Origin of the sequence: Nocardioides sp. NPDC006273 (assembly GCF_040613495.1) — a bacterium.
Classification (GTDB): Bacteria; Actinomycetota; Actinomycetes; order Propionibacteriales; family Nocardioidaceae; genus Nocardioides.
In genome coordinates this window covers 1-19,761 of record NZ_JBEXSD010000027.1, presented here as the reverse complement: position 1 = coordinate 19,761, position 19,761 = coordinate 1, and the positions used below count along the sequence as shown (strand labels likewise).

Sequence of the window (19,761 nt, the reverse complement as noted above, 5' to 3'; positions counted from 1 at the left end):
TAGCGCAAGCGCCAATGTACAGAAGCGGACGCGCTTCGTACTGATGGTTTGCTCGCTGACGCTCGCTCACTTGCGCTTCGACCTCGACTCGCGCTTCGGCTGCGGGCGTCCGGCAGCGCCGCTGTCGGAGACCGAGCGCTGCTGGTTGGGTACGTTGCGGCCTCGTCCGGTCGGGGAGGTGTTGGGGCTGGTGCCCCTGGCGACGCCGGCCTCGTGAAGGTCATCGGACTCGGACTCACGAAGCTCTTCCGGCTCGTCGGCGGCGGGGACCGGCATGCCGTCGTCGAAGACCGGCACGGCGGCGTACTTGTCGGCTTCCCGCATCCGCGCCTCGGCGCGCTTCTCGGCGTCGACGACGTCCTTCTCCTTCGACTTCAGGTGCACCAGCAGCGGGGTGGCGATGAAGATCGAGGAGTAGGTGCCGACGGCCATACCGACGAAGAGGACCAGTGAGATGTCCTTCAGCGACGAGGTGCCGAGCTGAACGGCGCTGACGTAGAGGATCGCGACGACCGGAAGCAGGCCGACGATCGTGGTGTTGATCGAGCGCACCAGCGTCTGGTTGACGGCCAGGTTGGCCGCCTGGGCGTACGTCTGCTTCTTCAGGCCGAGGTTACGGGTGTTCTCCTTGACCTTGTCGAATACCACCACGGTGTCGTAGAGCGAGTATCCGAGAATCGTCAGGAAGCCGGTGACGGTCGCCGGAGAGACCTCGAAGCCGATGATCGCGTAGACGCCGACGGTGAGAAGCACGTCGTGGCAGAGAGCGACGACGGCCGCGACCGACATCTTCCATTCCTTGAAGTAGATCCAGATGAACAGGACCACGCCGATGAGGAAGATGCCGAGAGCGAGGGCCGCCTTGGTGGCGACCCGCTCACCCCAGGACGGACCGATGCCGGTGCGGCTGATGTCGTCCTCGGGAACGTCGGCGGTCGCGGTGATCGCCTCGATGATCGACTGGTCGGCCTCCGAGCCGTCGGCGATCGACTTGGTCTCGATGACGATCGACTCGCCGCCCGCGGTGCGGACCGTGGCACCGTCCGCGGCGGCCACGTCGGTGTCACCGACGGCGGAGCGCAGATCGTCGGCCAGATCCTGATCGGCCTGCTCGACGGTGACGGTGTAGCGGGTGCCGCCGGTGAAGTCGATGCCGAGGTTGAGACCACCCTGGAGCATCAGACCGCCGGACACGATGACCAGGACGACCGCGGAGATGACGTACCAAAGGATCCGGCGGCCGACGAAGTCGAAGGAGCGCTCTCCGGTGTAGAGCTCCTTGCCGAAGCGAGAGATCTTGCTCATCAGGCCTTGCCTCCGACCAGGGACGGGGAGTTGATCGACTGGCTGTCGGTGCCGAGGGCACGCTTGTCCATGCCGGAGAGCACGTGGCCCTTGTTGAAGAAGCCCATGTTGGCCATGAGCTTCGTCATCGGGTGGGTGAACCAGAAGAACACCAGCACGTCGATGATCGTGGTCAGGCCGAGCATGAAGGCGAAGCCCTTGACCTCGTTGGTCGCGAAGACGTAGAGCACGAACGCGGCCAGGAACGAGACGGCGTCGGAGGCCAGGCAGGTGTTGCGGGCCCGGACCCAGGCCGTGTCGACGGCCACTCGCATCGAGCGGCCCTCACGCATGTCGTCACGCATCCTCTCGTAGAGGATGATGAAGGAGTCGGCGGTGATTCCGATACCGACGATCAGACCGGCCACGCCCGGGAGGTCCAGGGTGACGCCGGCGGTCTCGCTGAGCAGCAGGATCATGCCGTACGTCAGCGCACCGGCCACCGCCAGCGACCCGATCACCACGATGCTCATCGCGCGGTAGTAGAGGATCGAGAAGATCACGACGAGGATCATGCCGACCAGTCCGGCCCAGAGTCCGGCGGTGAGCTGGTTGCCGGCCAGGCTCGGGCCGATGACCCGGGTCTGGATGCCGTCCTCGGGGAAGTCGAGGGGCAGCGAACCGTACTTGAGGTTGTTGGCGAGAGCCTCGGCGGACTCCTGGGTGAAGTCACCACTGATCTGCGCACCACCGCTGATCCGCGAGTCGGCGGTCGGCGCGGAGATGACCTTGCCGTCCAGGGTGATCGCGAACTGCTCGTTCGTGCCGGCGATCGCACCGGTGGTCTCGGCGAAGGCCTTGTTGCCCTCGGACTTGAAGTCCAGGGTGACGACGTAGTTGGCCTGCTGCTGCGGGATGCCGTAAGAGGCTTCCTTGATCTCGGTGCCCTCGATGACCGCCGGGGTCAGCAGGTAGGGGATCCCGTCGTCGTCACAGGTCAGCAGCGGCTCGCCGGGCAGGTCGTCGACCGGGTCGGAGCCGGGAGCCGGGCAGGTGAAGCCGTTGTAGCGGGCTGCCCACTCCGCCGGGGGGTTGCGCATGAACTCGACGGCGTCGTCGACCGGAACCGTGGAGTTGGCGTCCTTCTTGGCGTCCTTCTTGTCGTCCTTCTCCGACTCGGCTTTCGCGCTCGGCGAGGCGCTCGGGCTGCCCGAGGCCTTCTCGTCGGCGGCGGGCTCGACGGTCTCGCCGCCGAACGGTGCGCGCGGCGACGTGCCGGGCACGGTGCCGGTCGAGGGGTCCTGGATCATCGACCCGGGGTCGGACCCGGCGGCGTTGCCACAGGGCTTCTGCGGGCTGCAGGCGACCAGCCGGAAGCGGAGCTTCGCGGTCTGGCGAACCCGCTCGGCGGTCTCCTTCTGCACCTTGCCGGTGCCCGGGATGGAGACCTTGATGACGTCGTTGCCCTCGGTGGTCACCCGGCCGCCGGTGACGCCGCTGCCGTTGACCCGCTGGTCGATGATCGACTTGGCCTCGTCGAGGCTCTCCCTCGGGACCGATCCGCCCTCGGAGTTCTCCGCGGTCATCGAGATCTCGGTGCCGCCGCGCAGGTCGAGACCCAGCTCAGGCTTCCAGGTGCCGGCGAACGCGATTCCGCCGAACATGATCGCGACCGCCAAGAAGAGCAGGACGAGTGTCCGGCCGGGGCGCGCGCTCTTGCGTGCCATGTGTTGGTCAGTCCTTCTTGTCGAGGTCCATGATGACGTTGTCGGCGTCGGCAGAGGTCTGCTCGGGAGCAGTCTCGACCTCGGCCTCCTCGGCAGGCGCCTCGACGACCTTCTGGGCCACCGCCTGGCGCACCACCTGGACGACGACGCCGTCAGCGACCTCGACCTTGATGTTCGTCGTGGACTCCTCGACCTCGGTCACGGTGCCGAAGAGGCCGGCGGTCAGCATCACCCTGTCCCCCGGCTGGAGGTTGAGCTGCAGCTCACGAGCCTGCTTGGCACGCTTCTGCTGCGGCCTGATCAGCAGGAAGTAGAACAGGACGATGATGACGATAAAAGGCAGGAATTCCACGGGGGTTCGGCTCCGACAGTCTCAGGGGTCAACCGGCAGTCGCACGGCGACGTGCAAGTCTAACCAGGGACCTGGTTGAGACTGTGACTCAGGGCTCATCCCAGAGAGTCTCCACCGACCAGGCCGCGGCCTCGGTGTTGGCGGGCACCGGCAGTCCGAGGTGTGCCCAGGCGGCCGGGGTGGCGACGCGGCCCCGCGGCGTACGGGCCAGGAAGCCGGAGCGAACCAGGAATGGCTCGGCCACCTCCTCGACCGTCTCGCGCTCCTCCGCCACCGCGACGGCGAGGGTGGAGATGCCCACCGGTCCCCCGCCGAAGCGGCGGCACAGGGCATCGAGGACGGCCAGGTCGAGGCGGTCCAGACCGAGCGGGTCGACCTCGTAGAGGTCCAGGGCCTTCTCGGCGACCTGCTGGGTGACCGTGCCGTCGGCCTTGACCTGGGCATAGTCGCGTACGCGGCGCAGCAGCCGGTTGGCGATGCGCGGAGTGCCGCGGGAGCGGCTGGCGATCTCGGCGGCGCCGTCGTCCTCGAGGGTCACCTCGAGCAGACCCGCCGAGCGGCGCACGATCAGCTCGAGGTCTGCCGGGTCGTAGAGCTCGAGGTGGCCGGTGAAGCCGAACCTGTCCCTGAGCGGGCCCGGGAGCAGCCCCGCACGCGTGGTCGCACCGACCAGCGTGAACGGGGGCAGGTCGATCGGGATCGCGGTCGCGCCCGGGCCCTTGCCGATGACGACGTCGACCCGGAAGTCCTCCATCGCCAGGTAGAGCATCTCCTCGGCGGGGCGGCTCATCCGGTGGATCTCGTCGACGAAGAGCACCTCACCCTCGTTGAGCCCGCTCAGGATCGCGGCCAGGTCACCGGCGTGCGTGATCGCGGGCCCGGAGGTGATCCGCAGGGGTGTGGCCATCTCGGCGGCGATGATCATCGCGAGGGTGGTCTTACCGAGGCCCGGAGGCCCGGAGAGAAGTACGTGGTCGGGGGCCCGCTCGCGCTGCCGCGCCGCCTCCAGGACGAGGCTGAGCTGCTCACGGACGCGTTGCTGGCCGATCAGCTCGTCGAGGCTCTTGGGGCGCAACGCCGCCTCGACGACTCGGTCGTCGCCGTCGGCCTCGGCGATGGTGAGCGAGGTGAAGTATTCGTCCTCGTTGGCCTGCAGGTCGTCCTCGTGCATCGGCTATGCCTTCGAGAGGGTTCGGAGCGCTGCACGCAGGAGAACCGAGATGTTGGCCTGGTCACCGGCCTCCGGCTCGATCGCGGTGACGGCCTTGTCGGCGTCCCTGGCGTTGTAGCCCAGGCCGATCAGGGCCTCGGCGACCTGGTCGCGCCATGGCGCCGACGCGGCGGTGGGCGCGGGCGCCGAGGCGCTGCCCGTCGGGGCACCGATCCGGTCCTTGAGCTCCAGGATCACCCGCTGGGCGCCCTTCTGGCCGATGCCGGGGACCTTGGTGAGCGTCTTGGCGTCCTCGCCTGCGATGGCCATCCGGATGCCGTCGGGTGAGAGCACCGCGAGCATCGCCTGGGCGAGCTTCGGGCCGACGCCGGAGGCGGTCTGGAGGAGCTCGAAGAGGGTGCGCTCGTCGGTGTCGGTGAACCCGAACAGCGTCAACGAGTCCTCCCGCACCACCAGGCTGGTCGGCAGATAGGCCTCCTCACCGGCGCGAAGCGTGGCCAGCGTGTTGGGGGTGCAGAGCAGCTCGATGCCGATGCCACCGACCTCGACGACGGCGGTGGAGAGACTCACGGCGGCGACCTTGCCGCGTACGGACGCGATCATCTGCGTACCTTCCCTGCCGCGGCGACCGCGGCTTCGATGCGGTTCTGGGCGCCTCCGCGCCACTGGTGGGTGATGGCCAGCGCGAGCGCGTCGGCGGCGTCGGCCGGCTTCGGCGGGGTCGGGAGCCGCAGGATGCGGGTCACCATCGCGGTCACCTGCTGCTTGTCGGCTCGACCGTTGCCGGAGACTGCGGCCTTGACCTCGGACGGCGTGTGCAGGGCGACCGGGAGCCCGCGCCGCGCGGCGCAGACCATCGCCAGACCGCTGGCCTGGGCCGTACCCATGATCGTGGAGACGTTCGAGCGCGCGAAGATCCGCTCGATCGCGACCGCGTCGGGCCGGTGCTCCTCGATCCAGGCGTCGATCCCCTTCTCGATGCTCACCAGCCGCTCCCAGACGGGAAGATCGGAGGACGTACGGAGCACGCCGACGTCCACCATCGACAACGGCCGGCCGAGCGAGCCGTCGACCACACCCATACCGCATCTGGTCAGGCCGGGGTCGATCCCAAGCACCCGCACGCCGCCACTCCTTCGTCCGATCGAACGCCTGTTCGTAGCGTACAGACTAGGGCTCTTCTCACCGAGACCTGACACGCCCTCGCGCCGAGTCTGTAGTTGCGGCGGGCCGAGACTGCAGTTGTGGGCGACGAAACTGTCGTCTCGTCGCCCACAACTAACGATTCGGCCCGCCATTTCTACCGATTCGGCGGGGGTCAGGCGTCGACGGTCTCCATGACCTCGTCGGGGATGTCGGCGTTGGAGAAGACGTTCTGCACGTCGTCGAGGTCGTCGACCGCGTCGATGAGCTTGAAGACCTTCTCCGCAGCGGAGGCATCGGCGACCGGGATGTCCATGGAGGCCACGAACTGGACCTCGGCGGAGTCGTAGTCGATGCCGGCCTCCTGCAGCGCAGTGCGGACCGCGACCACGTCGGAGGGGTCGGAGACGATCTCGAAGGCTTCACCGAGGTCGTTGACGTCCTCGGCACCGGCGTCGAGGGTCGCCTCGAGGAGGTCGTCCTCGGAGACCGACTTGCTCTCCTGCGCCTTCGCCACCACGACGACGCCCTTGCGGTCGAACAGGCGCGAGACCGAGCCCGGGTCGGCCATGGTGCCGCCGTTGCGGGTCACCGCGGTGCGCACCTCCATCGCCGCCCGGTTGCGGTTGTCGGTCAGACACTCGATGAGGAGAGCGACGCCCTGGGGGCCGTAGACCTCGTACATGATCGTGTCGTAGCTGACGCCGCCGCCGTCGAGCCCACCGCCGCGCTTGACCGCGCGGTCGATGTTGTCGTTGGGGACCGACTGCTTCTTGGCCTTCTGGATGGCGTCGTAGAGGGTCGGGTTGCCGGAGGGGTCGGGACCGCCGGTCTTGGCCGCGATCTCGATCGTCTTGATGAGCTTGGCGAAGAGCTTGCCGCGCTTGGCGTCGATCGCCGCCTTCTTGTGCTTCGTCGTTGCCCACTTGGAGTGGCCGCTCATCTGGAAACCGTCCTTTGCCCCGCGTCGTCGCTGTGCTTTCGAGCCGCCACCGGAGTCGTCACAGGGCAGCGAGGCCCATTCTAACTACGTGCGGTACGTCACGGTCAGCAGCAGGTGTCCAGGAACAGCCGGTGCAGCCGGTCGTCGGCGTTGACCTCGGGATGAAAGCTCGTCGCCATCAGCTGGTTCTGACGTACGGCGACGGCGTGTCCCTCGACCCTGGCCAGCACCTCGACTCCCGCGCCGACCTGCTCGACCCACGGCGCCCGGATGAAGACGCCGTGAACGGTCTCGTCCAGGCCGGTGACCTCGAGATCGGTCTCGAAGGACTCCGTCTGCCGCCCGAAGGCATTGCGTCGAACGGTGATGTCGAGGCCGCCGATGGTCTCCTGCCCTTCGGCCCCGTCGAGAAGACGGTCGGCCAGGAGCACCATCCCGGCACAGGTGCCGAGCGCCGGCATCCCGCCCTGGACCCGCTCGCGGAGCGGGTCGAGCAGATCGAACGTACGCGCCAGGCGCCACATCGTCGTCGACTCCCCGCCGGGGATCACGAGCGCGTCGCAGGCGTCGAGCTCCTCCCGGCGGCGTACGGCCGTCCCCTTCACTCCCAGGCGGTCGAGGGCGGCGAGGTGCTCGCGGACGTCGCCTTGGAGGGCGAGTACGCCGGTGGTGGTCACCAGCCGCGCTCCGCGAACTGGATCGACCTGGCCGGCTCGTCGACGTTGATGCCGACCATGGCCTCGCCCAGACCGCGGGAGACCTTGGCTACGACGTCTGGGTCGTCGTGGAAGGTGGTCGCCTTGACGATCGCCTCGGCACGCTGGGCCGGGTTGCCGGACTTGAAGATGCCGGAGCCGACGAAGACGCCCTCGGCGCCGAGCTGCATCATCATCGCGGCGTCGGCCGGGGTCGCGATGCCGCCGGCGGTGAACAGGACGACCGGGAGTTTGCCGTTCTCGGCGACCTCCTTGACGAGCTCGTAGGGCGCCTGGAGCTCCTTGGCCGCCACGTAGAGCTCGTCCTCGGCGAGGGCGCCGAGGCGGCGGATCTCCCGCCGGATCGTACGCATGTGGGTGACCGCGTTGGACACGTCACCGGTGCCGGCCTCGCCCTTGGAGCGGATCATCGCCGCACCCTCGGTGATGCGGCGCAGGGCCTCACCGAGGTTGGTCGCGCCGCACACGAACGGCACCGTGAAGGCCCACTTGTCGATGTGGTTCTCGTAGTCGGCCGGGGTCAGCACCTCGGACTCGTCGATGTAGTCGACGCCCAGGGACTGGAGGACCTGGGCCTCTGAGAAGTGGCCGATGCGGGCCTTGGCCATGACCGGGATGGAGACGGCCTCGATGATGCCGTCGATCATGGCGGGGTCGGACATCCGGCTGACGCCGCCCTGGGCGCGGATGTCGGCGGGGACGCGCTCGAGCGCCATCACCGCCACTGCCCCGGCGTCCTCGGCGATCTTCGCCTGCTCGGGCGTGACCACGTCCATGATCACGCCGCCCTTGAGCATCTCCGCCATCCCGCGCTTGACCCGCGAGGTTCCCGTCTCGTTCATGCTTGTTGCCATGTGCCGATCGTAGGTCGGGAACCGACGTAAGCCACCCTCGGAAAGCCCTGGTCAGGCCACTGTTCCCGAAGTGGACTGATCGCTGGTGAGGGCTTCGGCGGCCTCGGCGACCGCGGTCGGTGTGCCGGCGAGGGACCAGAGCACTCCCCCGGCCTCGACCTGAGCCGTGGTGCCGCCGACGCCGAGGACGAGGGCGGCCCCGGGGAGGCGGTCCCAGTCGGGGACGGAGTGCTGACAGAAGAGGTGGAGCTTGCCCTGAGCGATGGCGGTGAGATCCATCGACCCGGAGCCGAGGATCCGGATCGAGGCTGCCCGGGCGGCGACCCGGACGTACGCCTCGCCGGACGGGTGGCTCAGCTTGCGCGGGTGGAGGTAGGTGGTGAGGCACGCGTGCGAGAGCGGCACATCCGGCATCGCGTCGAGACGGATCCCGTTGCGGGTGGTGGGCAGCTCGGGGCCTCCGACGTAGACGGCGTCCTCGGCCGGTGAGTAGACCGCGCCCAGGACGATGCTGTTCACGTCTCCCGGGGCACCGTCGGTCAGGGCCAGCGCCGAGCACCACCAGTCGAGGCCGCGTACGAAGTTGTAGGTGCCGTCCACTGGGTCGATGGTCCACACGCGTCCGGTGGCCGACTCGCGAGCGGAGCCCTCCTCCCCCAGGATGCCGTCGCCGGGGTGCTCGGCCGCGAGCCGGTCGACGATCGCCTTCTCCGCGGCCTTGTCGGCGGCGGTGACCACGTCGGAGACCGAGGTCTTGGTCTCGATCGAGTCGCCGATCCCCGCGGTGCGCATCTTCGCCGCGAGGGAGCCGGCGCCGCGGACGAGCTCCACGGCCAGGCGTACGTCTGCTTCCGTCGGCGCGGTCACGAGGCCGCCTCCTCGGCGAGGGCCTGGCGGCGGACGGTCCAGACGCGCTGGATGACGGTGATCGTCGAGGCGACGGCGAGGATCCACAGCGCGATGCAGATGAGCAGGTCGAGGGAGAAGATGCCGGCGAGGCCGGTCATCACGAGGACCAGGACGAGCCGGTCGGCACGCTCGGCGATGCCGACGTTGGCCGTGAAGCCCAGGGACTCGGCGCGGGCACGGGCGTAGGAGGTGACCGCCCCCGTCACCAGGCACCACAGGGTCAGCGCGAGGTAGAGGTCGGAGTCGCCCGGGCCGGCGAAGTAGAGCGCCAGGCCACCGAAGACCGCGCCATCACCGAAGCGGTCGAGGGTGGAGTCCCAGAAGGCGCCGAACTTCGAGGTGCGTCCGACGGCACGCGCCATCGCCCCGTCGATCAGGTCGCTGAAGACGAAGCAGGTGATGAAGACCGTTCCGGCAAACAGCTCGCCGCGGGGGTAGAAGGCCAGCGCTCCGACCGCTACTCCGATGGTGCCGACGAGCGTCACGAGGTCGGGGCTGATCTTCAGCGCCACGAACAGCCGGACGATGGGCGCGAGGACGACTCCCTGAACGAAGCCTTTGATGTGATCCAACATGGCGCGGCCACGCTATCGGATCCCGCCGAAACGGTCGTTGTGGACACCGAATCGGTAGAAATGGTGGCCGAGACTTCACCTCTCGCGCGCCGAATCGTTACTTGTGGAGCGCGAGTCGGTCGTTGTGGCGACTCGGGGATCGCCACAACGACTGACTCGGTCACCATTTCTGCAGTCTCGGCACGCACGAATTGCGGACTCGGCCGCCATTTCTGCAGTCTCGGCGTCAGACTCCTTCGGTCAGATCGCGGACCTCGGCGTAGCGGGCGCGGACGGCGGGGTCGGGGTCGGCCTCGTAGGTCTCCGTGCCGGCGAGCTCCCACGTCGGCGGCTCGTCACCGCCGGCGAGGGCCCAGGCGGCCTGGCGGGCGGCGCCGTCGGCGACGTACTCCCCCGGCTCGGGGACGAGGACGGGGTGGCCGAGGACGACGGGGGCCAGGCGGCGGACGGCCTCGGAGCGGGCCCCGCCGCCGACGAGGAGCACACGGTCGACCGCGACGCCTTGCACCTTCAGCGCGTCGATGCCGTCGGCGAGCCCGCAGAGCAGACCCTCGAGGGCCGCGCGCGCCAGGTGGGCGGGCTCGGCGGTGGACAGCGTCAGACCGTGGATCACGCCCCGGGCTGCGGGCCGGTCGGGGGTGCGCTCCCCCTCGAGATAGGGGACGAGGACCAGACCGCCGGCGCCCGACGGCGCCCCGAGCGCCAGCCTGGAGAGCTGCTCGTGGCTGACCCCGAGCAGCCGGGTGGTGGCGTCGAGGACCCGCGCGGCGTTGAGGGTCGCGACCAGCGGCAGGTAGCGGCCGGTGGCGTCGGCGAAGCCCGCCACGGCGCCCGACGCGTCGGCGGTCGGGGTCTCCGAGACCGCGCAGGCGACCCCGGAGGTGCCGATGGAGACGACCACGTCACCGGGCCGCGCACCGACGCCCAGGGAGGCTCCGGCGTTGTCGCCGCAGCCGGCGCCGAGCAGCGCCCCGTCCGGCGTACGTCCCGCGGACGCGGACGGCGCGAGCACCTCCGGAAGCACGACGTCGTCACGTCCGAACGCGCGTTTGAGCAGGTCGCGCCGGTATTCGCCGGTGACCGCGGAGTAGTAGCCGGTGCCGCTGGCGTCGCTCCGGTCCGTACGCAGCGCGCCGAGGTCGCCACCGCCGGCGAGCTTCCAGGTGAGCCAGTCGTGGGGCAGGCACACCGCCGCGGTCCGAGCCGCCGCGTCCGGCTCGTGCTCGGCCAGCCAGCGCAGCTTGGTGGCGGTGAAGCTGGCCACCTGGACCGAGCCGACCGTGTCGGCCCAGGCCGCGGCACCGAGCTCGGTGTTGAGCGCGGCGGCCGCGGCGGCCGAGCGGGTGTCGTTCCACAGCAGCGCGGGGCGTACGACCTCTCCGGCCTCGTCCAGGCAGACCATCCCGTGCTGCTGCCCCCCGACGGAGACCGCGGCGACGTCGGCGAGCCCGCCCGCGGCCTCGACCGCGGACGACAACGCCGTCCACCAGGCCGCGGGGTCCACCTCGGTGCCTTCGGGGTGCGGCGCGGACCCGGAGCGTACGAGCGCACCGGTCTCCGCGTCACGGACTACGACCTTGCACGATTGGGTCGAGGAGTCGACCCCGGCGACGAGCGGCATCGACCGAACCTAGCGGACGCCGAGAAGGTGGTCCATGGCGAGCTGATCGAGGTGCTCGAACGCATAACCGTGATCGAGCGCCTCGATGTCGTAGGTCGCCTTGCGGATGTCCTCGAGCGTCTCGCCCTCGGCCAGGGTCGGCACGGACAGCTCCTCGACCTGCGAGGCCTCGAGCGCAGCCTTGACCTCCGGGTCCGCCCGGAACGCCTTGGCCCGCTCGCGCAGAACCAGGTAGTTGCGCATGCAGCCGGCGGCCGATGCCCACACGCCGTCCTCGTCCTCGGTGCGCGGCGGCTTGAAGTCGAAGTGGCGAGGGCCGTCGTAGCCCTTGGACTCCAGCAGGTCGACCAGGTTGAACGCGCCGCGCAGGTTGCCCGCACCGAAGCGGAGATCCTGGTCGAAGCGCGGGCCGTGCTGGCCGTTGAGGTCGATGTGGAAGAGCTTGCCGTGCCACAGCGCCTGGGCGACGCCGGCGGCGAAGTTGAGCCCGGCCATCTCCTCGTGACCGACCTCGGGGTTGAGGCCGACCATCTCGGGGCGGTCGAGGGTGTTGATGAAGGCGAGCGCGTGGCCGATGGTCGGCAGCAGGATGTCGCCGCGGGGCTCGTTGGGCTTCGGCTCGATGGCGAACCGGATGTCGTAGCCCTGCTCGACCACGTAGTCGCCGAGCAGGTTGACCGCCTCGCGGTAGCGGTCCAGCGCGGCCGCGATGTCCTTGGCGGCGTGGGACTCGGCGCCCTCGCGGCCACCCCACATCACGTACGTCGTCGCGCCGAGCTCCGCGGCGAGGTCGATGTTGCGCGCGACCTTGGCGATCGCGTAGCGGCGCACCTCGCGGTCGTTGGAGGTGAAGCTGCCGTCACGGAAGACCGGGTGACCGAAGAGGTTGGTGGTGGCCATGGGCACCTTGAGGCCGGTCTCGTCCAGCGCGGCCTTGAGCTTGTCGATCTCCGCCTGGCGCTCGGCGTCGTTCGCGTCGATCGCGAAGACGTCGTTGTCGTGGAAGGTGATGCCGTAGGCCCCGAGCTCGGCCAGCTTGCGCACCGAGTGGGCGACATCGAGGTGAGGCCGGCTCGCCGAGCCGAACACGTCCTGTCCGCCCCAGCCCACGGTCCACAGCCCGAAGGTGAACTTGTCCTCGGCGGTGGGGGTGTGATCCGTCATAGCCTTGTTTCCTCACATTAGTTCACGACTCGGACTATATGACGAACATGAAACGCGACGAGCGTCACATTGTCAACCCTCTCCCTGCATTCCGGCGGGTCGCTTGACCTAAAGTTCATAACTTGCTCTAATCCGTTCATGACGGTCAGAACCGAGCCTGCCCAGCATGCCGGGATGCGGGCGAGCAACCTCGCGCTCGTGCTCGGCGAGGTCGCCCGCACCAGTCCGGTCTCGCGCGCGCAGGTCGCTGCGCGCACCGGCCTGACGAAGTCGTCGGTCTCCGGGCTGGTCTCCGATCTGATCGCCGCGGGTCTGGTCCAGGAGAGCGCCCCGGCCGCGAGCGAGCGGGGTCGGCCCGCCACCGCGCTCGACCTCGCTCCCGAGGGCATCGCCGGCCTCGGCCTGGAGGTCAACGTCGACTACCTGGCCGCCATGGTGACCGACCTGACCGGTGTGCCGCGCTACCACCACGTCCTACGCCGCGACAACCGCGGCCGCGAGGTCGAGGAGGTGGTCGCCGACCTCGTCGATCTGGCCCGCACGGCCACCCGCAGCGCCGCATCCCAGGGCCTGCCGCTCTCCGGGGCCTGCGTGGCGGTGCCCGGCCTGACGGTCGAGGGCGCCGTGGTGCGTACCCCCAACCTGGGCTGGGCACGGGTCCCCCTCGCCGACGCCGTCGGCGAGGGCACCGGGCTCGATGTCGACCTGGAGAACGAGGCCAATCTGGCGGCACTCGGCGAGATGTGGTTCGGCGGGCACGAGCACGACGGGGCTCCCCTGCGCGACTTCGTGCACGTCTCCGGCGAGATCGGCATCGGCGGCGGCATCGTGATCGACGGCGAGGTCTTCCGCGGCGCCCACGCGGGCGCCGGCGAGCTCGGCCATGTCGTGGTGGCCCCCGACGGACCGCGGTGCGGCTGCGGCGGCCACGGCTGCCTGGAGCGGATGGCCGGACAGCAGGAGATCCTCGCCCGCGCGCAGATGGCGACCATGGCCGACCTCACCCGGGCCTGCGAGGCGGGCGATCAGGCAGCGCTGGACGCCGTCGTCGGCGCCGGCCGACACCTCGGCGTCGCACTCGCCTCGGTCATCACCCTCCTCGACCCCACCGCGATCGTGCTCGGCGGCGCATTCGCCACGCTCGCGCCCTGGCTCACCAGAGCGACCGCCGCCTCGATCAGCCACCACAGCGGGGCCGTCGAGCCGCCCCGGCTGCTGGTCTCCGGACTAGGCAGCGACGCCGCCGTGCGTGGGGCGGCCGGGACCGTCGTACGCCGCGTCATCGCCGACCCTGCGGCGCACCTCGCGCGCCACGCAACCCGCCGAGTCGGCTCATCCTGACCACGAACCCCACCGAGTCGGCTCGTCATGACGAGCCGACTCGGCACGAATCTCGGTCAGAACAAGCCGACTCGACAGGATCTAGTGGCGCGTCCCGGAAGCCAAGCATCCAGGAACTTCCAGGACACACCACTAGCGAGCGACCGTCGCCGTCGTGATCCGCCGATCGGCGGTGCTGACGCGATGGACGTCGCCGGTGACCGTGACCAGCGCCTTGTCGCCGCCCGAGTCGCCGGCGGCAGAGGCCACCTCGACGTCGGAGAGCTCGGCGATGCCCTCGGCGACCGCGGCGGCGACCTTCTCGCCGGCCGAGGCGGCGACCCAGACCTCGACCTCGCCGGGCTCGACGACACGGGCCAGTGCGCGGTCGGTGAAGGCCAGCCGGGCCGTCGGCACCTCGAAGCGCACCGTCGCCGACTCGGCCGGCCGCAGCGCGACCCGCTGGTAGCCGAGCAGCTGCGAGACCGGTCGGGCCACCGAGGCCAGCAGGTCGCGACCGTAGAGCTGGACCACGTCCACACCGGCGACCTCACCGAGGTTGGTGACGGTCACCTCCACCGCGAACGTGCCACCGGCCTCGACCGCACGATCGGCCGAGAGCCCGCTGTAGCCGAAGGCGGTGTAGGAGAGACCGAAGCCGAACGGCCGCACCGGCGTGGAGTCGGCGGAGGTCACCCCGGAAGGGCCGCCGAGGATGGGATGGAGGTAGGTGTAGGGCTGGGCTCCGGCCGAGCGCGGCAGGGTCAGCGGCAGTCGACCGGACGGGTTGACGGTGCCGGTGAGGATGCGTGCGATCGCGGGTCCGCCCTCCTCACCCGGGAAGAACGCCTGCAGCACCGCCGCAGGACGGTTTGGTCCGTCGAGGGCCCAGCCGATGGCGTACGGACGGCCGGTGACCAGCACGAGGACCGTCGGGGTCCCGGTGGCGACCACCGCCTCGACCAGCTCACGCTGGACGCCGGGTAGGTCGAGGGACTCGGTGTCGTTGCCCTCCCCCACGGTGCCCTTGCCGAACAGGCCGGCCTGGTCGCCGGCGACGACGACGGCGATCTCGGCTCGTTCGGCCGCCTCGATGGCCGCCGCGAACCCCGTGGTGTCGGTGCCCTCGATCTCGCAGCCGCGTACGACCTCGACCTCGGCGCCCGGAACCTCGGTCCGCAGCGCCTCGGCCATCGTCGGCACCTCGATGCCGAGCGCGACGCCGGGATGGTGGGCGAGGACGTGGTTGGGGAAGGAGTAGCAGCCCATCAGCGCCTCGGCGCGGTCGGCGTTGGGACCGATCACCGCGATCCTGGCGGCGGTCTCGGCGAGCGGGAGGGTGCCGTCGTTGGACAGCAGGACCACGGACTCCTCGGCCAGCCGGCGAGCCACCTCCCGGTGAGCCGGAGTGTCCAGATCGATCATCGACGGCGGCTCTGCGGTGAACTCCTCCTCGAGCAGCCCGGCCTCCTCCTTGGCCGCCAGCGCCCGGAGGACCGCGCGATCGATGACGGTCTCGTCCACCTCACCGGCTCGGACCAGCGCGGCCAACGGCTCGAGGAACGCGTCACCACTGGGGAGCTCGACGTCGATCCCGGCCTCCAGCGCCATCGCCGCGGCGTGGCCCCGGTCCGCCGCGACGCCGTGCATGAGCGCGAGGAAGGCCACCGAGAAGTAGTCGGCCACGACGGTCCCGTCGAACCCCCACTCCTCGCGCAGCAGCCCGGTGAGCAGCTCGGCGTTGGCCGCCATCGGGACGCCGTCGACGTCGTTGTAGGCGTTCATCACCGACCGCGCGCCACCGTCGAGGACGGCCATCTCGAAGGGCGGCAGGAACAGGTCGGCCAGCTCCCGCGGTCCCGCGGAGACCGGGGCGTGGTTGCGACCCGCCCGCGATCCGGAGTAGGCCACGAAGTGCTTCAAGGTGGCCTGGATGCCCGCGGACTGCAGACCCCGGACGTACGCGGTCCCGACCGTCCCGACCACGTAGGGGTCCTCGGAGATGGCCTCCTCGGTGCGACCCCAGCGCGGGTCACGGATCACGTCGAGCACCGGCGCGAGGCCCTGGTGCACCCCCAACGTACGCAGCGAAGACCCGATCAGCGACGCCATCTCCTCGACGAGGTCGGGGTCGAACGCGGCACCCCAGGCCAGCGGCGTCGGGAAGCAGGCGGCCTTCCAGGCGGCCAGCCCCGTGAGGCACTCCTCGTGGACCAGCGCCGGGATGCCGAGCCGGGTCTCGCGCAACAGCCGCCGCTGCTCCTCCCACAGCCACCGCGCCCGCTCGGCCGGGTCGACCGGTCGGGTCCCGTAGACCCTGGTGAAGTGGCCGATCCCGTGCTCGGTGACCTCAGCGATTCTCGTCGGCGCGCCGGCCGTCATCTCGCCGGCCAGCGGCGCGACGACCTCGTCGCCGTGGTCGATCCAGAAGCCGACGAGCTGCGCCAGCTTCTCCTCGAGCCTCATCCGAGCGTGCAGCTCCTGCACCCGGGTGGATACCTGCGGCCATGCGCGCATGTGGGCGTCCGTCATCCCTTCACCGCTCCTTGTAGTCCGGAGACGATCCGACGCTGCAGGGCCAGGAACAGCACCAGCGCCGGGATCATCGCGATCGTCGTGAACGCCAGGACACCGGCGGTGTCGGCGGAGTGCTCGGTGGAGAAGTCGGCCACCCCGAGCGGCAGCGTGCGCATCTCCCCCTGGAGGAGCAGCAGCGGCAGGATGTAGGCGTTCCAGGAGGTCACGAAGGCGAGCACCGCCACCGTGATCACCCCTGGCATCGACAGCGGCAGCATGATCCGCCAGAAGACACCGATCCGCGAGGCACCGTCGATCAGTGCCGCCTCCTCGAGCTCGCGCGGCAGCGCCATCAGGAACGGCCGGAGGATCACCACCGTCAGTGGCAGCGCGAACGCGGCCTGGGGTAGCGCCACTCCCCACCAGGTGTTGCCCATCCCCAGGTCACGAGTGACGAGGATGAACAGCGGGATCACCGCCACCGCGGCCGGGAAGAGCAGGCCGAGCACGAAGACCATGAACAGCGCCTCGCGCCCCTTGAACCGGTAGCGCGCGAGCGGGTAGGCGGCCATCACGCCGAAGACCACCGCGACTCCCGTGGTGATCACCGCGATGATGGTCGAGTTGACCGCGTAGGTCCAGAACGACCCGCCGCTCAGCACGCTGGAGTAGTTCGTCCCGACCCATGGGTCGGGCAGCCCGGTCGGGCTCTCGGCCAGCTGGGCGTTGGTGCGGAAGCCGCCCATCGCTCCGTAGAGCACCGGTCCGACGGTGATCGCGACGACGATCAGCGCGACCAGATAGACGAGCACGTTGTTGCCGCCGCGCTTGCCGCTTGGCGCCAGGTTCGTCGTCATGTCGCCTCCTTGGTGTCACGACGCAGCACGACCAGCTGGTAGACCAGCGCCATCACGAACGCGATCGCGAACAGGACCACCGAGGCGGCGCCCGCGATGCCGTAGTTGTGCCGGTTGGTGCCTTCGTCGATCAGGTACGTCGCCATCGTGGTCGTCGCGTTGGCGGGACCACCGCCGGTGAGGACCCAGATCATGTCGAAGCACTGGATGGAGCCGATCATCGACAGGAAGCACCAGGTCCGGATCGTCGGGCCGAGCAGCGGGATGCTGATCCGCCACTGCGTCTGCCACCAGCCTGCGCCGTCGAGCTGCGCCGCCTCGTAGAGCTCCTCGGAGACTCCCTGCAGCCCAGCGAGGAACAGCAGGACAGCCAGGCCGAGGTATTTCCAGGTCAGCACCGCGAGCACGACCCACAGGGCGACCTCGGGGGTGCCGAGCCAGCCCTCCTCGGGCGGGACGAGGCCGATCCCGTTCATGAGGGCGTCGACCAGCCCGTACTCCGGCTGCAGCAGCTGGAACCAGATGACCCCGGCGATGACCTCGGCCAGGACGTACGGGACGAAGATCAATGTACGCAGCACCCCCTGTCCCGCCATCTTGCGGTTGAGCAGCAGCGCGATGGCTACGCCCAGCGGGAGCTGAACGACGATCGAGCCGACCACGATGATCATGTTGTGGGCGACCGCGGCCCGGAAGACGTCGTCGGCGAGCACCTCGGCGTAGTTCGCGAACCCGACGAAGTCGTCCAGCGGCCCGAGGCCGTTCCAGTCGTAGAGCGAGAACCGAGCCGCGGTGAAGATCGGCCAGGCGACGAACAGGGCCATCAGCGCCAGGGCCGGGGTCACGAAGAACGCGATCTCCGCCCACTTGCGCCAGGCGTCATGCCGGTGCGGCCGCCCCGAGGCGACCGCACCGGTAGCTGCTTCAGAGCTCACGAGGCGACCGTGCCTCCCGAGAACCTGCATTCCGCCATGCTCACTTCTCCTTGTCCGCGGCTTCCTGGGTCGCCTTGACGACGTCCTCAGGGGTGGCCTTGCCCGCGAACTGCAGCGCGATCTCGTCGTTCATCGCACCGCCGATGGACTCACCGAAGGCGGTGTCGAAGTAGAGCTGCACGAAGGGCGACTCGTCGCGCACCTTCAGCAGGTCGGCCAGTGCGGGGTCCTTGACCGAGGAGCCGGCCGCGGGGATGGTCGGCAGGCCCATGTCGTTCTCGGCGAAGCCCTTCTGGACCTCGTCGGAGAGCAGGTGGTTGACGAGGTCGACAGCCTTGTCGGGCGCCCCCTCGGAGACCGCCCAGGCGTCACCGCCGCCGAGCTGGGCGGCCGGGCCGCCCTCGCCGCCGTCGACGGCCGGGAACGGGAACCAGCCGGTCTTGTCACCAAGGCCCTGCTTGTCCTCGGTGATGCCCTGCATCACGCCGGGCTCCCAGTGGCCGGCCAGCTCCATGGCGACCTTGCCGGTGGCCAGCAGGCCGCTGGCCGAGGTCGGGCCGGTCTGCGAGGGCGTCGACAGGAAGCCCTTGTTGAACGGCTTCTCGGCGACGATCTCCTCGACGGTCTCGCCCGCCTCCACGAAGCACGGGTCGGAGAAGTCGAGGTCGGCGACCGCAGTCTCGAGCACGTCCTGGGAGCAGGCCCGCAGCGCGGTGTAATACCAGTAGTGCGCCGCCGGCCAGCCATCGCCGGCGCCGAGCGAGACCGGGGTGATGCCGGCCTTGTCGAGCTTGTCGAACGCGGCGTACAGGTCCTCCATGGTCGCCGGGGGCGCGGTGATCCCGGCCTTCTCGAAGAGCTCGGTGTTGTACCAGAACCCGACCACGCCCATGGAGAACGGCAGGGCGTACGTCTTGCCGTCGACCTGCCAGCCGGCGGCGCTGCCGCCGATCTGCTCGATGATGTCCTTGGAGTCCTCGGAGAGGTCGCGGGTGAGACCGGCCTCGACGTGGTCGGCGAGCTCGCCGCCGCCACGTTCCATGTAGACGTCCGGGACGTCGCCGCTCTGGAAGGCGGCGTCGAGCTTGGTCAGCATGTCCTCGTGGGCCATCGCCTGGACCTTGACGTCGACGCCAGGGTTGGCCTTCTCGAAGTCCTTCGCGACCTGCTCGTAGAACCCCTTGCCGGGGTCGTTGTTGGAGTTGTGCCACCAGGTGATGGTGTCTTCGTCGCCACCGGAGTCGCCCGAGCCGCCACAACCGGTGGCGGCAAGCATCAATCCGGCGCACAACGCAGCGAGCGCTTGTGTCTTTCTCGGCATCTTGGGACCTCTTCGTCACAGCTCGGGATGTGTGGTGATGTGACTGCCGCCACATTCTCGGGACGAGCATGGCGGTTGTCGGCCGGGCGTGTCAATCGTTGTCGATAACGTTTTCGTAGATGGTTATCGAACCTGACCCGAGTGGGCTACTGTCAGGCCATGAGCGAGCGTCAGCGAGTGACCACAGGCCTCAGGCCGCCGCGTCCGTACGATCGCGCTTGCGCTACGGCAACGACCGGAGCGAGGTCGAGCGCCGAGCTTGCTCGTCCGCTCGCGCCGAGCGAGGGAGTCACCGCGCGATCACCGGCACCGGCTGGATCGAGGCGCTGATGCCGCCGGTGGTGACCGGCGC

General features: G+C 69.6%; 18 protein-coding genes. 1 reads left to right on the top strand and 17 read right to left on the bottom strand.

Annotation, left to right across the window (positions count from 1 at the left end):
- Positions 1-66: 66 nt before the first annotated feature.
- The 13 genes from secF to xylA all read right to left on the bottom strand — a co-directional run bounded on the left by secF (position 67) and on the right by xylA (position 12,459).
- Positions 67-1,305 carry a protein translocase subunit SecF gene (gene secF / locus ABZZ22_RS13585; protein ID WP_354932050.1) on the bottom strand — a complete coding sequence of 413 codons (1,239 nt, stop codon included), beginning with the start codon at positions 1,303-1,305 and terminating at the stop codon, positions 67-69.
- Positions 1,305-3,011: a protein translocase subunit SecD gene (secD, locus tag ABZZ22_RS13580; RefSeq protein ID WP_354932047.1), complete on the bottom strand. Its 1,707-nt coding sequence runs from the start codon at positions 3,009-3,011 to the stop codon at positions 1,305-1,307. Before secD ends, secF begins: the two co-directional genes overlap by 1 nt.
- Before the next feature lie 7 nt (positions 3,012-3,018).
- A complete protein-coding gene (gene yajC / locus ABZZ22_RS13575; RefSeq protein ID WP_354932044.1) occupies positions 3,019-3,363 on the bottom strand; it encodes a preprotein translocase subunit YajC in 345 nt (114 codons plus the stop codon).
- Positions 3,364-3,451: 88 nt separating this feature from the next.
- The gene (gene ruvB, locus ABZZ22_RS13570) at positions 3,452-4,534 is read right to left on the bottom strand and encodes a Holliday junction branch migration DNA helicase RuvB (RefSeq protein WP_354932041.1); all 1,083 of its coding nucleotides are present in this window, start codon (positions 4,532-4,534) and stop codon (positions 3,452-3,454) included.
- A 3-nt stretch (positions 4,535-4,537) separates the two neighbouring features.
- On the bottom strand, positions 4,538-5,137 hold the full coding sequence (ruvA, locus tag ABZZ22_RS13565; protein WP_354932038.1) for a Holliday junction branch migration protein RuvA: 600 nt from the start codon (positions 5,135-5,137) through the stop codon (positions 4,538-4,540).
- The gene (gene ruvC / locus ABZZ22_RS13560; RefSeq protein ID WP_292647722.1) at positions 5,134-5,658 is read right to left on the bottom strand and encodes a crossover junction endodeoxyribonuclease RuvC; all 525 of its coding nucleotides are present in this window, start codon (positions 5,656-5,658) and stop codon (positions 5,134-5,136) included. Before ruvC ends, ruvA begins: the two co-directional genes overlap by 4 nt.
- A 194-nt stretch (positions 5,659-5,852) precedes the next feature.
- A complete protein-coding gene (locus tag ABZZ22_RS13555; RefSeq protein WP_292647720.1) occupies positions 5,853-6,620 on the bottom strand; it encodes a YebC/PmpR family DNA-binding transcriptional regulator in 768 nt (255 codons plus the stop codon).
- A gap of 104 nt (positions 6,621-6,724) precedes the next feature.
- Complete coding sequence (pdxT, locus tag ABZZ22_RS13550; RefSeq protein WP_354932033.1) at positions 6,725-7,297, bottom strand: pyridoxal 5'-phosphate synthase glutaminase subunit PdxT; 573 nt, start codon at positions 7,295-7,297, stop codon at positions 6,725-6,727.
- Positions 7,294-8,190, bottom strand: a complete 897-nt coding sequence (gene pdxS, locus ABZZ22_RS13545) for a pyridoxal 5'-phosphate synthase lyase subunit PdxS (RefSeq protein WP_354932030.1) — start codon at positions 8,188-8,190, stop codon at positions 7,294-7,296. Before pdxS ends, pdxT begins: the two co-directional genes overlap by 4 nt.
- A gap of 51 nt (positions 8,191-8,241) precedes the next feature.
- Positions 8,242-9,057 (bottom strand): inositol monophosphatase, encoded by an 816-nt coding sequence (locus ABZZ22_RS13540; RefSeq protein WP_354932027.1) that lies wholly within the window; start codon positions 9,055-9,057, stop codon positions 8,242-8,244.
- Entirely contained in the window at positions 9,054-9,674 is a 621-nt protein-coding gene (gene pgsA / locus ABZZ22_RS13535; RefSeq protein WP_354932024.1) for a phosphatidylinositol phosphate synthase, read from the bottom strand. The genes ABZZ22_RS13540 and pgsA overlap by 4 nt, the downstream gene beginning before the upstream one ends.
- A gap of 226 nt (positions 9,675-9,900) precedes the next feature.
- On the bottom strand, positions 9,901-11,295 hold the full coding sequence (gene xylB / locus ABZZ22_RS13530; RefSeq protein WP_354932021.1) for a xylulokinase: 1,395 nt from the start codon (positions 11,293-11,295) through the stop codon (positions 9,901-9,903).
- A 9-nt stretch (positions 11,296-11,304) separates the two neighbouring features.
- Positions 11,305-12,459: a xylose isomerase gene (gene xylA / locus ABZZ22_RS13525; RefSeq protein ID WP_354932018.1), complete on the bottom strand. Its 1,155-nt coding sequence runs from the start codon at positions 12,457-12,459 to the stop codon at positions 11,305-11,307.
- Between the two features lie 138 nt (positions 12,460-12,597).
- On the opposite strand from xylA, the gene ABZZ22_RS13520 reads away from it, so the two are divergent.
- The gene (locus tag ABZZ22_RS13520) at positions 12,598-13,800 is read left to right on the top strand and encodes an ROK family transcriptional regulator (protein WP_354932015.1); all 1,203 of its coding nucleotides are present in this window, start codon (positions 12,598-12,600) and stop codon (positions 13,798-13,800) included.
- Between the two features lie 132 nt (positions 13,801-13,932).
- Here the strand turns inward: ABZZ22_RS13520 and ABZZ22_RS13515 are convergent, their stop codons facing one another.
- Genes ABZZ22_RS13515 through ABZZ22_RS13500 form a run of 4 tightly spaced genes read right to left on the bottom strand, consistent with a single transcriptional unit; the run spans position 13,933 to position 19,409 of the window.
- Positions 13,933-16,311, bottom strand: coding sequence for a glycoside hydrolase family 3 N-terminal domain-containing protein (locus ABZZ22_RS13515; RefSeq protein WP_354932012.1), 2,379 nt, complete (start codon positions 16,309-16,311; stop codon positions 13,933-13,935).
- Positions 16,308-17,153, bottom strand: coding sequence for a carbohydrate ABC transporter permease (locus ABZZ22_RS13510; RefSeq protein ID WP_354932009.1), 846 nt, complete (start codon positions 17,151-17,153; stop codon positions 16,308-16,310). The genes ABZZ22_RS13515 and ABZZ22_RS13510 overlap by 4 nt, the downstream gene beginning before the upstream one ends.
- On the bottom strand, positions 17,150-18,088 hold the full coding sequence (locus ABZZ22_RS13505) for a sugar ABC transporter permease (RefSeq protein WP_354932006.1): 939 nt from the start codon (positions 18,086-18,088) through the stop codon (positions 17,150-17,152). Before ABZZ22_RS13505 ends, ABZZ22_RS13510 begins: the two co-directional genes overlap by 4 nt.
- 40 nt (positions 18,089-18,128) lie before the next feature.
- Positions 18,129-19,409 (bottom strand): extracellular solute-binding protein, encoded by a 1,281-nt coding sequence (locus ABZZ22_RS13500; RefSeq protein ID WP_354932003.1) that lies wholly within the window; start codon positions 19,407-19,409, stop codon positions 18,129-18,131.
- Positions 19,410-19,761 lie beyond the last annotated feature (352 nt).

Bases quoted from the DNA above. Each gene is read 5' to 3' on its own strand.
- secF (WP_354932050.1), bottom strand. From the start codon at position 1,305: ATGAGCAAGATCTCTCGCTTCGGCAAGGAGCTCTACACCGGAGAGCGC.
- secD (WP_354932047.1), bottom strand. From the start codon at position 3,011: ATGGCACGCAAGAGCGCGCGCCCCGGCCGGACACTCGTCCTGCTCTTC.
- ruvB (WP_354932041.1), bottom strand. From the start codon at position 4,534: ATGCACGAGGACGACCTGCAGGCCAACGAGGACGAATACTTCACCTCG.
- ruvA (WP_354932038.1), bottom strand. From the start codon at position 5,137: ATGATCGCGTCCGTACGCGGCAAGGTCGCCGCCGTGAGTCTCTCCACC.
- ABZZ22_RS13555 (WP_292647720.1), bottom strand. From the start codon at position 6,620: ATGAGCGGCCACTCCAAGTGGGCAACGACGAAGCACAAGAAGGCGGCG.
- pdxS (WP_354932030.1), bottom strand. From the start codon at position 8,190: ATGGCAACAAGCATGAACGAGACGGGAACCTCGCGGGTCAAGCGCGGG.
- pgsA (WP_354932024.1), bottom strand. From the start codon at position 9,674: ATGTTGGATCACATCAAAGGCTTCGTTCAGGGAGTCGTCCTCGCGCCC.
- xylB (WP_354932021.1), bottom strand. From the start codon at position 11,295: ATGCCGCTCGTCGCCGGGGTCGACTCCTCGACCCAATCGTGCAAGGTC.
- xylA (WP_354932018.1), bottom strand. From the start codon at position 12,459: ATGACGGATCACACCCCCACCGCCGAGGACAAGTTCACCTTCGGGCTG.
- ABZZ22_RS13520 (WP_354932015.1), top strand. From the start codon at position 12,598: ATGACGGTCAGAACCGAGCCTGCCCAGCATGCCGGGATGCGGGCGAGC.
- ABZZ22_RS13515 (WP_354932012.1), bottom strand. From the start codon at position 16,311: ATGACGGACGCCCACATGCGCGCATGGCCGCAGGTATCCACCCGGGTG.
- ABZZ22_RS13510 (WP_354932009.1), bottom strand. From the start codon at position 17,153: ATGACGACGAACCTGGCGCCAAGCGGCAAGCGCGGCGGCAACAACGTG.
- ABZZ22_RS13500 (WP_354932003.1), bottom strand. From the start codon at position 19,409: ATGCCGAGAAAGACACAAGCGCTCGCTGCGTTGTGCGCCGGATTGATG.